The organism is Novosphingobium chloroacetimidivorans, assembly GCF_014204535.1.
GTDB lineage: Bacteria > Pseudomonadota > Alphaproteobacteria > Sphingomonadales > Sphingomonadaceae > Novosphingobium > Novosphingobium chloroacetimidivorans.
In genome coordinates, this window is the sequence record NZ_JACHLR010000002.1 from 181917 (window position 1) to 194694 (window position 12778).

Genomic DNA, 12778 nt, shown 5'->3' on the forward strand with positions numbered 1-12778 from the left:
ATGAAGTCCGGTCACCAAGTCCGTCCCACGAGCCTCAAGATCTCGCATCTTGGGAAAGCTCTTGGCCTGTCACTCGCTCTGGCGATGCTGCCGTCCGCGGCGCTCGCCGCGGCGCCGACTCCGCTGCCTGCCTATTCCACCCCTGCTGCCGGGGCGCCGGGCGCGCAGGCTCCGGTCGCGGCAGACAAGGGTGCCGCTTCGGCCGAGGTAGCCGGCAATCCGGTCAACAACGAGGGGCCGACCAAGGACGCCGCCGCGCTTCCGGGCTATACCCCGATGAAGCCGACACCCGGCATCGGCATGCCGGTCGATGGCGGCATCGGTCTGCAGAAGCAGTTCTCGCCTTTCGGTGAGTACGGCCACTGGATCCACGATGTCGTGCTGATGCCGCTGGTCGCGGCGATGACGATCCTGGTCCTGGTGCTGCTGGTCTGGGTTGCGATCCGCTTCAACCGGCGCGCAAATCCGATCGCCTCGCGCACCAGCCACAACACCTTGCTCGAGGTGGCTTGGACGCTGATCCCGGTGCTGATCCTGGTCTGCATCGCAGTTCCCTCGATCGACCTGATCGCCAAGCAGTACAAGCCGGCTCCCAAGACGGCGCTGACGGTCAAGATCACCGGCAACCAGTGGTTCTGGACTTATTCCTACCCCGACAACGGCGAGTTCGAGGTCAACTCGTACATGCTGAACCTGCCGGGCCAGCCGATCATCAACGCCGGTATCCGCGAAGTCGGCTCCAAGCCCTGGGATGGCCCCAGCCACATGGAAGTCGACAACCGCATGGTCGTTCCGGCGGGTGAGCCGATCCGCCTGCAGATCACCGCGGCCGACGTGATCCACTCATTCGCCGTGCCCTCGCTCTGGTTCAAGCTCGACGCCGTGCCGGGTCGCATCAACGAGAAGGTGCTCTTCGTCGAGAAGCCGGGCGTCTACTACGGCCAGTGCTCGGAACTGTGCGGCGTCAAGCACGGCTACATGCCGATCGCGATCGAGGCTCTGCCGCGTGCGCAGTACAATGCCTGGGTTCTCGCCCATGCCGGCGGCGTGATCGACGGCCAGAAGAAGCTCGCCGACACCACCACGCAGGCGCCTGCTGCCGCTCCCGCGGCCGACGCCAGCGAAGCCGTGCCGGCCGACAATGCGAGCGAGGCGGTGCCGTCCGTCGAGACGACCGCGTCGCCCGCCGCTTAACGATATTCAGTACGAAGGTCCTAGCCAAATGGCCACCACCGCAGATCACTTCCAGGGTCACGTCGACGACCATCACGGTCACGCCGACCACGACCACAAGCCGAGCTTCTTCGCCCGGTGGTTCATGTCGACCAACCACAAGGACATCGGCACGATGTACCTGGTCTTCGCGATCTTCGCGGGGGTCATCGGTGGCGCCGTCTCGGGCATCATGCGCGCAGAGCTGATGCACCCGGGAATCCAGTATCTTGGCATGGTCGCCTCGTTCTTCGGTGACGATGCGAGCGATTTCAACGCCACGCTGCACATGTGGAACGTGCTGATCACCGCGCATGGCCTGATCATGGTGTTCTTCGTGGTCATGCCGGCAACGATCGGCGGCTTCGGCAACTGGTTCGTGCCGCTCATGATCGGCGCGCCGGACATGGCGTTCCCGCGCATGAACAACATCTCGTTCTGGCTGACCTTCGCCGGCTTCTGCTCGCTGATGATGTCGGCCTTCGTGCCCGGCGGTCTCGGTAATGGCGCCGGCACCGGCTGGACGGTCTATGCGCCGCTCTCGACATACGGGTCGACCGGTCCTGCTGTCGACTTCGGCATCTTCGCGCTGCACCTTGCCGGTGCCGGCTCGATCATGGGCGCGATCAACCTCATCACCACCATCTTCAACATGCGCGCACCTGGCATGACCATGCACAAGATGCCGCTGTTCGCGTGGTCGGTGCTGGTCACCGCGTTCCTGCTGCTGCTCTCGCTGCCGGTCCTGGCCGCGGCGATCACCATGCTCCTGACCGATCGCAACTTCGGGACGACCTTCTTCGATCCGGCCGGTGGCGGTGATCCGGTTCTGTACCAGCACTTGTTCTGGTTCTTCGGGCACCCCGAGGTCTACATCATGATCCTGCCGGCGTTCGGCATGATCTCGCAGATCATCTCGACCTTCTCGAAGAAGCCGGTGTTCGGTTACCTGGGCATGGCCTACGCCATGGTCGCGATCGGCGTGGTCGGGTTCATCGTGTGGGCGCACCACATGTACACCACCGGCCTGTCGGTTAACACGAAGATGTACTTCACCGCGGCCACCATGGTGATCGCGGTGCCGACCGGCATCAAGATCTTCTCGTGGATCGCGACGATGTGGGGGGGCAGCCTGGAGTTCAAGTCGCCGATGGTCTGGGCGCTGGGCTTCATCTTCCTCTTCACCGTCGGCGGCGTGACCGGCGTGGTCCTGGCGAATGGCGGCGTCGACGACGTGTTGCACGACACCTACTACGTCGTGGCGCACTTCCACTACGTGCTGTCGCTCGGTGCGGTGACCGCGCTCTTCGCCGGGTTCTACTACTGGTTCCCGAAGATGAGCGGCCGCATGCATTCGGAGTTCCTGGCACACGTCCACTTCTGGATCTTCTTCATCGGCGTGAACCTGATCTTCTTCCCGATGCACTTCCTCGGTCTGCAGGGCATGCCGCGTCGCTATCCCGACTATGCGGAAGCCTACACGCACTGGAACCAGGTCGCGACGATCGGCTACATGATCATGGCCGTCAGCATCGTCGTGTGGTTCCTCAACATCGTCTACGCCTTCACCGCCGGCAAGCGCGCCGAGGGCAACTACTGGGGCGAGGGTGCGACCACGCTCGAGTGGACGCTGTCGAGCCCGCCGCCGTTCCACCAGTTCGAGACCTTGCCGGTCATCGAGGATGGGGCGCACCACTGATCCAGCCATTTGGCTGCACGCACGCGAGGGGCCGGTGGAGCGATCCACCGGCTCCATTCGTTTGAATATCGCACACAAACCTCTGTCCCGTTCGTGTCGAGCCAAGTCGAGACACGCTGCGGCCGTGTGCGATGTCTCGACTTCGCTCGACACGAACGGAAGGCCAGAGCGAGTCGCGGTTTGCCTTTGCTCGTCGTCACCAGCGCGCCTATAGGCCCCCACATGACCGTGGCCTTGAGTCCTCCCCCCGCCGACTGGCGCGACTTCTTTGCGCTGACCAAGCCGCGGGTGATGAGCCTAGTCATCTTCACCGGCCTGTGCGGCCTGCTTGCCGCGCCCGAGCGCATCCACCCGGTGCTCGCGTTCACCGCGATCCTGTGCATCGCCGTCGGTGCCGGCGGCGCCGCCGCGCTCAACCAATGGTGGGAAGCGGATATCGATGCCGAGATGAAGCGCACCGCCGCGCGGCCGTTGCCGCAAGGCCGCATGAACCGCACTGACGCGCGCGATTTCGGCGTGGCGATCTCGGTCGGCTCGGTGCTGCTGATGGGCCTTGCCGTGGGCTGGCTGGCGGCCGCGATCCTGGCCATCTCGATCGTCTACTACGCGGTCGTCTATACCATCTGGCTCAAGCCGCGCACGCCGCAGAACATCGTCATCGGCGGCGGCGCCGGCGCTTTCCCGCCGTTGATCGGCTGGGTTGCCGCGACGGGCGATATCAGCCTGATGCCGGTGCTGCTGTTCGCGATCATCTTTTTCTGGACGCCGCCGCACTTCTGGGCGCTCGCGCTGTTCGTGAAGACGGACTACGCGAAGGTCGGCATCCCGATGATGCCCGTCGTCGCGGGCGAGAAGTCCACCCGGCGCCAGATCTTGATCTACGCCATCCTGCTGCTGCCGCTCAGCATCTTGCCCTGGTGGATCGGCGGTGCGGGCGCGATCTACGGCGTGAGCGCGACCGTGCTGTCGCTGGGCTTCCTGGCGCTTTCGGTGCGCGTCGGGCTGCGCGAGCAGACCGCCGACGATACCATGAAGCCCGAAAAGCAGCTTTTCGGCTATTCGGTCATCTATCTCTTCGCGCTGTTCGCGGCATTGGTGGTCGATCGCTTCCTGCCGTTGTAAGGTCCTGACATGACTCGTCCCACCGATCCCAAGCGCATCCGCCGCAACCGCAACAACGTGCTCGGCCTGCTGCTCGCGGCGTTCGTCATCCTGGTGTTCTTCATCTCGCTGGCGAAGATGGGCTGAGCCGATGCAAGTAAAGGCGCTCAATCGGTTCAACCCCAATCATCGCATCGCGCTGATGGCGCTGGCGATCGCGGCGGCCATGCTCGGCCTGGGCTTCGCGTCCGTGCCGCTCTACCGCCTGTTCTGCGCCGCCACCGGCTTCGATGGCACTACCCAGCGCGTCGACGAGCAGACCGCGTCGCAAGTGAAGGCGCTGTCCAACACCATCTCCATCCGCTTCGACGCCAATGTCGAGCGTGGCATGCCCTGGCAGTTCAAGCCGCTGCAGCGCACCGACGAGATCAGCATCGGCGTGCGCGACATGGCGCTGTTCTGGGCCAAGAACACCTCCAACGAGCCGCTCACCGGCACCGCCAGCTTCAACGTGGAACCCGAGCAGGTCGGCAAGTACTTCAACAAGATCCAGTGCTTCTGCTTCACCGAGCAGACGCTGCAGCCTGGCCAGGAGGTGCGCATGCCAGTGCTGTATTATGTCGACCCGGCGATCCTGAACGATCCGGATGCCAAGGACGTGGAGCAGATCACGCTAAGCTACACCTTCCACCCGGCAGTCAATGCCGGCGCAAAGGCTCTGGACCGCACCGGATCGGGCAAGTAAGGGCGCAAGGAACTCTTTCGCGGCGGGTGCGCTGCGCAACGGCGATCAACAGGGACGAAGGCATCATGGCCGGTAGCAAGACACACGATTACCACATTCTTCCGCCGGACATCGTTCCCCTGGCGACCACGGCTGGCGCCCTGATGTTCACCACCGGCATGGTGCTTTACATGCACAAGATGCCCGGCGGCGCATTCGTGCCGTGGCTCGGCATGGCGGTGCTGCTAGCCAGCATGTTCTCGTGGTTCTCCAAGATCATCAAGGAAGCGCATGCGGGCGACCACACGCCGGTGGTGCAGCTGCACCAGCGCTATGGCATGATCCTGTTCATCGCCTCCGAGGTGATGTTCTTCGTCGGCTGGTTCTGGGCCTTCTTCGACTTCTCGCTGTTCCCCTCCGAACTCGCCGAGAGCGTCGCCGGCCAGTGGCCGCCCAAGGCGATCGAAGCGGTCATGGATCCGTTCGACCTGCCGCTGCTGAACACGCTGATCCTGCTCTGCTCCGGCACCACCGTCACCTGGGCGCACCATGCGCTGATCCACGGTGACCGCGATGGCCTGAAGAAGGGCCTGTGGGCGACGATCCTGCTCGGCGTGCTGTTCACCGGCATCCAGGCTTTCGAATATGCCAACGCGCCGTTCCCCTTCGGCGCCAACACGTATGGCTCGGCCTTCTACATGGCGACCGGGTTCCACGGCTTCCACGTGCTGATGGGCACGATCATGCTGATCGTCTGCCTGGTGCGTGCGTACCGTGGCGACTTCACGCCGCGCCAGCACTTCGGCTTCGAAGCCGCGGCCTGGTACTGGCACTTCGTCGACGTGGTGTGGCTGTTTCTCTTCGTCGCCGTCTACGTCTGGGGCGGTTGGGGCTACCCGACGCACTGATCGACACGATCGCACTCGACATCATGGGGCAGCCGGAGTTCGCTTCGGCTGCCCCTTTCGGTTTGGACACATGACCCGACGCCGCATCCCGATTCTCCCCACCCTCCTGGTCCTTGCGGCAGCAGGCGTGATGATCGCCCTTGGCTTCTGGCAATTGCGCCGTCTGCACGAGAAGGAGGCGTTGCTCGCGCGCTATCAGTCGGCGCATGGATCGGCCGCAGAGGTGCCTTGGCCCGTGAGCGAGCAGGCGGCACAACTCGCACTGTACCGCCACTCGCGGCTTGTATGCACGCGCGTGATCGAGCGTCGCGGCGTTGCCGGGCGTAACGCCAATGGTGAAGCGGGGCTGGCGCTTTATGCCCAATGCGTGCTGCCCGGCGGTTCGCAGGCCAAGGTGGTCATGGGCTGGACGCGCGACCCGCGGACTCTCGGCACCTGGAGCGGCGGCGCAGTGCGCGGCGTGATCGCGCCGGGGCCGCGGCTCGTGGCCGATCCTCCGCTTGGAGGACTGCAGGCGAACGAGCGGCCCGATCCTTCGGAAATCCCGAACAACCACCTGGCCTATGCCGGGCAGTGGTTCTTCTTCGCGCTGACCGCGCTGGCGATCTACACCGTCGCGCTCAGGAGGCGGTTAGCGCATTAAGCGCGGCGATCAGAGCAGCTGCCTCATGTTCAGGCCCACCACGGTGCCTTGAACGGTGACGCTGAACCAGCCGAAGACGCGCGCCATGCCGGGGTGGTCGGGCAGCAGCGTGCGCATGACCCAATAGTGCACGCCCGATGTCAGGGCCTTGGCTCCGATGATCACAGCCGGCTTGGGGCGCTTGCCATAGATCGGGTTCTCCTCCTGGCAATCGTCGCGCTGCAGGCATGTCACAGTCGAGATCGCATCGGCGGCGTTGAGTAAGTGGAAGGCGATCTCCAGCCGCTTGATGTCCACCGGGGTGCGGGCGGGCAGCAGGCGATCGCTCCGAGCAAAGCCACGCGCCTCCAGATCCTCCGCCGCGAGCTTGGGGCCAAGTACCGGCTGAGCAGAAGCCGCCGTGGTTGCCGTTGCTCGCGTAGAGCCTTGAAGAGGTGAGGCGGGCATGGGGACGGCGTGGCCCGAGGCGATCGGCGAAGGGGCAACGAAGATCGGCTCGGGCAAGGGGCCCGGGGGCTCGGTCCGCCCCGGCAGCGACCAGTGCGTGATCATGGCCATGTCGGCGAAGCGCGTCGTTGCGATCTCCGCCCGCGCGCCCGTAGACGCGAGCACGGCGCAGGCACTTGCGAGCAGGCCGCACGAAACCTTTCCTCGTCGCTGCGAGGCGAAAAAACCAACCATGTTCGAAAGTCCCCGGCAATTCGCTTGCTTGTCGGGGCAAGTTTATGGTGCGCGCTTGGGTGGCTGAATCCGTACAACTCCAGAAGGGCGGCGTTCGCGGACAAACGGAAGGCAAGCTCAGATCGACTAAATCTTTGAATGGGCGCGTATACTCTGCCTGCGATGGACAGGATGGCCGTGCCGCGGGACTATCTCGATCATGGAGCTATAAGCGACACACGCCCAGCTGCACTCGGCAAGGCCAGCGCAGCATAAAGCCGCAGAACTGGAGCTAATCGCGCGCCAGGCCACGCACCATTGCGCCGCCTCTCCGCTGCGGCTAGGCGCGCAGGCGCAATGGAATACGTCAGCACCAGAGGAAGCGCGCCCGCGCTCGATTTCGAAGGCGCCACGCTCGCCGGGCTCGCCAGCGATGGTGGGCTCTACGTGCCGCGTGAGTGGCCGCGTTTCAGCGCTGCCGAGATCGCCGCGATGCGCGGTCTGCCTTATGCGCAACTCGCGGCCCGGGTCATGCAGCCCTTCGTCGGCGACAGCCTCAGCGCTGAGCGCCTGCAGGAGCTGTGCGAGGCTGCCTATGGCCGCTTCAGCCACCAGGCCGTCACCCCGCTCGTGCAGCTCGATGCGCAGCACTGGCTGATGGAGCTGTTCCACGGCCCTACGCTGGCGTTCAAGGACGTGGCGCTGCAGCTGCTCGGCCTGCTGTTCGAGGAGTTCCTCGGCCGCTCGGACCGCAACCTGACGATCGTGGGCGCGACCTCGGGCGACACCGGCTCGGCCGCGATCGATGCGGTTGCCGGGCGCGCCAAGGTGGACGTGTTCATGATGCACCCCAAGGGCCGCGTCAGCGACGTGCAGCGCCGGCAGATGACGACGGTGCTGGCGCCCAACGTGCACAATCTCGCGCTGGAGGATGCCAGCTTCGACGATTGCCAGGCGATCGTGAAGCGCATGTTCAACGATCGCGCGATGACCGACCGCTTCGCCATCGGGGCGGTGAACTCGATCAACTGGGCGCGGCTGATGGCGCAAGTGGTCTATTACTTCGCGACGGCGCTGCAGCTCGGCGCGCCCGAGCGCGAGGTTGCGTTCTCGGTGCCGACCGGCAATTTCGGCGACGTCTTCGCCGGCTATGTCGCGCAGCAGATGGGCTTGCCGGTCGCCAAGCTGATCGTCGCCACCAACGTCAACGACATCCTCCATCGGGCGTTGGCGAACGGCGATTACTCGCAAGGATCGGTGACGCCCACCGCAGCGCCGTCGATGGACATCCAGGTCTCCTCGAATTTCGAACGCCTGCTGTTCGATCTGGGTGGTCGCGACGGGGCGGCACTCGCCACCCAGATGGCCGGCTTTGAGGCGAACAAGGCAATGCAGCTCACCAACGCGCAGCGGGAAGGCGCGGCTGCCTTGTTCACAAGCTGCAGAGCCGACGCCGATGAGATGGCGAAGGCGATCCGCTGGGCCTGGGAGAACTGCGGCGAGCTGATCGACCCGCACACCGCCTGCGCGCTCCACGCGGCGCGGATCGCGGGGATCGACCCGAGCATCCCGGTCGTCACGCTCGCAACCGCGCACCCGGCCAAGTTCCCCGAAGCCGTCGAGCGCGCCACGGGACGGCGCCCGGGTCTGCCCGCACGCGTGGGCGACTTGTTCGAGCGCGAAGAGCGCTGCGCGACCGTGCCCGGCGCCTACGAGGCCGTGGCGCAGTACGTCGCCGAGCGGGCTAGCCCGAAAGCCGATGGCTGAACTGGCCCGCGATCCGCTGATCTTGGTCGGCGAAGGCTGGGACGACTACGGCCTGATCGACTCCGGAGACGGTCGCAAGCTCGAACGCTACGGCAACTACCGCTTCATCCGCCCCGAGCCGCAGGCGATGTGGTCGCCGCGCAAGCCTGACTGGGACGCGCATGGCGAGTTCGTCCCCGGTTCGGACGAAGACGGTGGGGGCAGGTGGCAGTTCGACAAGCCGGTTTCGCGCGAAGGCTGGCCTCTGGCGTGGCGCGAAGTCGCGTTCACCGCGCAGTGTACCCCGTTCCGCCACCTCGGCTTCTTCCCCGACATGGCGCCGGTATGGGACTGGATGCGCGGGCAGTTGCCGACCGAGAACGCCAGCACGCTCAACCTGTTCGGCTACACCGGCGTCGGGACCCTGGCGCTCTCGGCCAGCGGGCCGGTCACTCATGTCGATGCGTCGAAGAAGTCGGTGGCGCAGGCGCGCGAGAACGCCGCGCTGTCCGGCGCGGCCGAGCGCCCGATCCGCTGGCTGATCGACGATGCCGCCAAGTTCGCCGCGCGCGAGGTTCGGCGCGGCAAGCGCTACGACGGCATCATCCTCGATCCGCCCAAGTTCGGCCGCGGCCCTACCGGCGAAACATGGCGACTGGAGGAGAACCTGCCGGCATTGATGGCCGATTGCCGCCGGTTGCTCGATGCCGACAGCAAGTTCCTGTTCCTCACCGTCTATGCCGTGCGCATGTCCTCGCTGGCGCTGGCGGGCCTGGTGGCCGAGCTCTTCGCCGACTTGCCGGGCAAGATCGAGCATGGCGACCTGGCCGTACAGGAAGACGGGGAGGGTGGCCGCCTGCTCCCCACTGCGATCTTCGCGCGCTGGACCAATCCGGGCTAAAGCGCGCGCATGGCCGATTCGCTTACCCTCGAAGTCGCCGACTTCACCGTCGACGTGCTCACTGGCATCTATTCGGAAGAAACCGGCAATCCGCAGCCGCTGCGGATATCCATTGCGGTCGAGATGAAGCCGATCGATCGCTACGCACCGGATACGCCGCTCAGCGCCAGCAAGAACTACATGGATCTGAAGTTCGCCGCGAGCGACGCGCTGCCGGCCGGGGTGCACTTCAAGCTGATCGAGGCGGTGGCGGATCACATCTCCGAGACGTTGTTCGTGCAGGATGCGCGGATCGAGGCGGTGACGGTGAAGATCGTCAAGCTCGCCATTGCCGAAGCGGGCGAGGCGATCGGGATCACGCTCACGCGCGAGCGACGCTGATGGCGGTGCTGCGGGTCGGGGCGCTCCCCGACGAGCCGCTCGCCGCCGCCGCCCGGTTCCATGCCGATATCCTGCCCCGCGCGCTTGCGGCGCTTGCCGGGGGCGAGAACATGGTGATCGTGTTCGATGCCGCGGATCACACCCACCGCGACTGGCGACTGGCGATCGTGCGCGGGCTTGCGCGCCAGTATGCGCCCTTGCGCGTCAACGCCGTGGCCGGCGGTGCGGACGACGCGATCGAAGCGGGTCTGCGTTATCTCGCCCAGGCGCCGGGCGTGACCGGACAATTGCTGCCGGTAGATGGAACAGGCGCGGGTCCGATGCTATATCAGCAGGGATGACACTTTCGCCCGCACCTCTCGTAGATCAGTTTCAGCGGCGGATCAGCTACCTGCGGCTCTCGGTCACGGACCGCTGCGACTTGCGCTGCACTTATTGCATGCCCGAGCGCATGACCTTCCTGCCGCGCAAGGACGTGCTCAGCCTGGAAGAGCTGCACGACCTGGCGCTCGGCTTCATAGAGCGCGGCATCACCAAGATCCGCCTGACCGGCGGCGAGCCGCTGGTGCGGCGCGACATGATGGAGCTGGTGCGTGCGCTTGGCCGCAAGGTCGGCGACGGGCTGGACGAGCTGACGCTCACCACCAACGGCACGCAGCTGAGTGAGTTCGCGGATGGCCTCTACGAAGCCGGCGTGCGGCGCATCAATGTCTCGCTCGACACGCTCGATCGCGCCAGGTTCCAGCAGCTGTCGCGGCGGGACTCGCTGCCGCAAGTGCTGGAAGGGCTCGCCGCGGCCAAGGCGGCGGGGCTGAAGGTCAAGCTCAACACCGTCGCGCTCAAGGGTTTGAACGAGGACGAGATCCCCGACCTGATCGCCTGGGCGCACGGGCAGGGGTTTGAGGCGACGTTGATCGAGGTCATGCCGCTGGGCGAAGTCGAGGAAGATCGCTTCGACCACTACCTGCCGCTGATGGCGGTGCGCGACGAGCTGGAGCAGCGCTGGACTCTCACCCCATCCGATCACCGCAGCGGCGGTCCGGCGCGCTACTTCGACGTGGCGGAAACCGGCGGCCGGCTCGGGCTGATCACGCCGCTGACGAACAACTTCTGCGAAGGCTGCAACCGCATTCGCGTGACCGCGACGGGCCAGCTCTACGCGTGCCTGGGCGGTGTCGAGCAGGTCGATCTGCGAGCGGCGTTGCGCTCGGACGATCCGCACACGGCTCTCACCGAGGGGCTGGATCTGGCGATGCGGATCAAGCCCGCGCGCCACAGCTTCGCCATCGACGCGCGCGGGCAGGCTCCGGCGTTGCCGAGGCACATGTCGATGACCGGCGGCTGACATGGCGCTCAAGCTGGTGTTCCTGGGCCGGCTGGAAGATGCTGCCGGCGCGCCGGAGCTAGAGGTGGCCGCTGCGTCGTCTCTTGGCCAGGTGCTGGCGGGCCTCGACCCGGAGCTCGCGGCAGCCTTGCAGGGACCGCGCGTGAAACTGGCCGTCAACGGTGCCCTCGTGCAGGACAGCGATGCGCTGGTGCTGGGCGATGGCGACGAACTGGCGTTCCTGCCTCCCGTCAGCGGCGGTTGAGATGGGCGCCGACGTTCGCCTGCTGACCGAGGCTTTCGATTTCGCTGCCGAACTGAGCGCCTTTACCAGCGCCCATCCCGCAGCCGGTGGTGTCGCAAGCTTCCTGGGCCAGGTGCGTGCATCGGCGCATGACAGCGCAGTGGAGGCACTGGAATTGCGCCAATACGGCCCCCTCACCCTGCCGGCGATGGAGGACCTGGCGGCGCGTACGCAAGGCCGCTGGACGCTGGAAGGACTGTTGATCCTCCATCGCAGCGGCGAGATGCAACCGGGCGATCCGATCGTGCTCGTCGCCGCGGCGTCGCGCCATAGGCGCGAGGCGTTCGCCGCCGCCGAGTTCGCCATGGACCATCTCAAGTCCGAAAGCTGGTTCTGGAAACGCGAGAAGGTCGCAGGCGCCTGGCGCTGGATCGAGCCGCGAGCGCAGGACTTCGAGGACATCGCGCGCTGGAGTTGACGCGCGTCGCGTCTATCTCAGGCGTGCATCCAGACGGCTGATCACCGCCGTTTCGGACGAGACCCAGCTCTCCACCTGATCGCGGGCTGCGCCGATCGCCGTTGCGGCCGGGCTCACTTGCTCGGGATGGGCGGCGCGCTCGTCGACGTAGAGCTGGTCGAGTTCGGCCAGCGCGGTCAGCGCGCCGCTGCGCGATGTCTGAAGGTCGGACAGCGCCACTTCCGCTGCCGTCCACCCATCGCTGCGCGCAGCTCCGGCTGCAGCCACCGCGCGTTCGGTGGCGGCCTGGCGCGCGGTGAAGCGGCCGTGGGCCTGGCGTGCGACGTCGACCAGTCCGGCGAGGCGGGTTGTCAGGTCGGCACTCGCCGGGGGCAGGGTCGGGATCGCATCGGCGCTGCCTGCCGCGGGGGCTCCGGATCCCTGCACCCGTTCGACCGGGCGCACTGCGAGCGAAGGATAATCGGTCGAAGCGGCGCATCCCGCCAGCAGCAGGGCGGCACCGAGAAGGAGGGCGGGGCTTGCGCTTGCGCGGATCATGCAAGCGCCATAGCACGGTGATGACGCCGCGCGAGAGGCAAATGCCGGCCGGTCGATCCTTTGAAGTCGGGCCATTCCCCGCCCGGCAAGGTATCACTGCACCGTTGACTCGAATCAGGGCTTGGACTAACGGCACCGTTCTTCCGGCCACCCGTGCACGCACGGGCTGTCCGGCGCGTCGCCCGTGCTAGGATGCTGGTAGCAGGATCCGCAGCGGCCG

General features: G+C 66.1%; 16 protein-coding genes. 14 read left to right on the forward strand and 2 right to left on the reverse strand.

Going from position 1 to position 12778, the window contains the following annotated elements; genetic code table 11:
- The 7 genes from coxB (at position 1) to HNO88_RS03305 (ending at position 6287) form a co-directional block, all read left to right on the forward strand.
- Positions 1 to 1194: a cytochrome c oxidase subunit II gene (gene coxB, locus HNO88_RS03280; protein ID WP_246381140.1), complete on the forward strand. Its 1194-nt coding sequence runs from the start codon at positions 1 to 3 to the stop codon at positions 1192 to 1194.
- A 28-nt stretch (positions 1195 to 1222) separates the two neighbouring features.
- Positions 1223 to 2911: a cytochrome c oxidase subunit I gene (ctaD, locus tag HNO88_RS03285; RefSeq protein WP_184242644.1), complete on the forward strand. Its 1689-nt coding sequence runs from the start codon at positions 1223 to 1225 to the stop codon at positions 2909 to 2911.
- A gap of 222 nt (positions 2912 to 3133) precedes the next feature.
- Positions 3134 to 4033: a heme o synthase gene (locus HNO88_RS03290; RefSeq protein WP_184242645.1), complete on the forward strand. Its 900-nt coding sequence runs from the start codon at positions 3134 to 3136 to the stop codon at positions 4031 to 4033.
- 9 nt (positions 4034 to 4042) lie between these two features.
- The gene (locus HNO88_RS23230; protein ID WP_512698569.1) at positions 4043 to 4159 is read left to right on the forward strand and encodes a cytochrome c oxidase system small membrane protein; all 117 of its coding nucleotides are present in this window, start codon (positions 4043 to 4045) and stop codon (positions 4157 to 4159) included.
- Between the two features lie 4 nt (positions 4160 to 4163).
- Positions 4164 to 4757 (forward strand): cytochrome c oxidase assembly protein, encoded by a 594-nt coding sequence (locus HNO88_RS03295; protein WP_184242646.1) that lies wholly within the window; start codon positions 4164 to 4166, stop codon positions 4755 to 4757.
- Positions 4758 to 4822: 65 nt separating this feature from the next.
- Complete coding sequence (locus HNO88_RS03300; RefSeq protein ID WP_184242647.1) at positions 4823 to 5644, forward strand: cytochrome c oxidase subunit 3; 822 nt, start codon at positions 4823 to 4825, stop codon at positions 5642 to 5644.
- Between the two features lie 70 nt (positions 5645 to 5714).
- Positions 5715 to 6287 carry an SURF1 family cytochrome oxidase biogenesis protein gene (locus HNO88_RS03305; protein ID WP_184242648.1) on the forward strand — a complete coding sequence of 191 codons (573 nt, stop codon included), beginning with the start codon at positions 5715 to 5717 and terminating at the stop codon, positions 6285 to 6287.
- A 9-nt stretch (positions 6288 to 6296) separates the two neighbouring features.
- Here HNO88_RS03305 and HNO88_RS03310 read toward each other — a convergent pair whose 3' ends face one another.
- Positions 6297 to 6899: a hypothetical protein gene (locus tag HNO88_RS03310; RefSeq protein ID WP_184242649.1), complete on the reverse strand. Its 603-nt coding sequence runs from the start codon at positions 6897 to 6899 to the stop codon at positions 6297 to 6299.
- Between the two features lie 405 nt (positions 6900 to 7304).
- Between HNO88_RS03310 and thrC the strand changes: the two genes are divergently transcribed.
- From thrC to HNO88_RS03345, 7 genes are read left to right on the forward strand one after another with little or no spacing between them, the layout of a single operon-like run.
- Positions 7305 to 8714 carry a threonine synthase gene (thrC, locus tag HNO88_RS03315; RefSeq protein ID WP_184242650.1) on the forward strand — a complete coding sequence of 470 codons (1410 nt, stop codon included), beginning with the start codon at positions 7305 to 7307 and terminating at the stop codon, positions 8712 to 8714.
- Positions 8707 to 9594: a class I SAM-dependent rRNA methyltransferase gene (locus HNO88_RS03320; RefSeq protein ID WP_184242651.1), complete on the forward strand. Its 888-nt coding sequence runs from the start codon at positions 8707 to 8709 to the stop codon at positions 9592 to 9594. The genes thrC and HNO88_RS03320 overlap by 8 nt, the downstream gene beginning before the upstream one ends.
- Positions 9595 to 9603: 9 nt before the next feature.
- Entirely contained in the window at positions 9604 to 9975 is a 372-nt protein-coding gene (locus HNO88_RS03325; protein ID WP_184242652.1) for a dihydroneopterin aldolase, read from the forward strand.
- Positions 9975 to 10316 carry a Rossmann fold domain-containing protein gene (locus HNO88_RS03330; protein WP_246381141.1) on the forward strand — a complete coding sequence of 114 codons (342 nt, stop codon included), beginning with the start codon at positions 9975 to 9977 and terminating at the stop codon, positions 10314 to 10316. Before HNO88_RS03325 ends, HNO88_RS03330 begins: the two co-directional genes overlap by 1 nt.
- A complete protein-coding gene (gene moaA, locus HNO88_RS03335) occupies positions 10313 to 11320 on the forward strand; it encodes a GTP 3',8-cyclase MoaA (protein WP_184242653.1) in 1008 nt (335 codons plus the stop codon). Before HNO88_RS03330 ends, moaA begins: the two co-directional genes overlap by 4 nt.
- 1 nt (position 11321) lies before the next feature.
- Entirely contained in the window at positions 11322 to 11564 is a 243-nt protein-coding gene (locus tag HNO88_RS03340) for a MoaD/ThiS family protein (RefSeq protein ID WP_184242654.1), read from the forward strand.
- Between the two features lies 1 nt (position 11565).
- Positions 11566 to 12021: a molybdenum cofactor biosynthesis protein MoaE gene (locus tag HNO88_RS03345; protein WP_184242655.1), complete on the forward strand. Its 456-nt coding sequence runs from the start codon at positions 11566 to 11568 to the stop codon at positions 12019 to 12021.
- A 12-nt stretch (positions 12022 to 12033) separates the two neighbouring features.
- Here the strand turns inward: HNO88_RS03345 and HNO88_RS03350 are convergent, their stop codons facing one another.
- The gene (locus HNO88_RS03350) at positions 12034 to 12558 is read right to left on the reverse strand and encodes a hypothetical protein (protein ID WP_184242656.1); all 525 of its coding nucleotides are present in this window, start codon (positions 12556 to 12558) and stop codon (positions 12034 to 12036) included.
- Positions 12559 to 12778 lie beyond the last annotated feature (220 nt).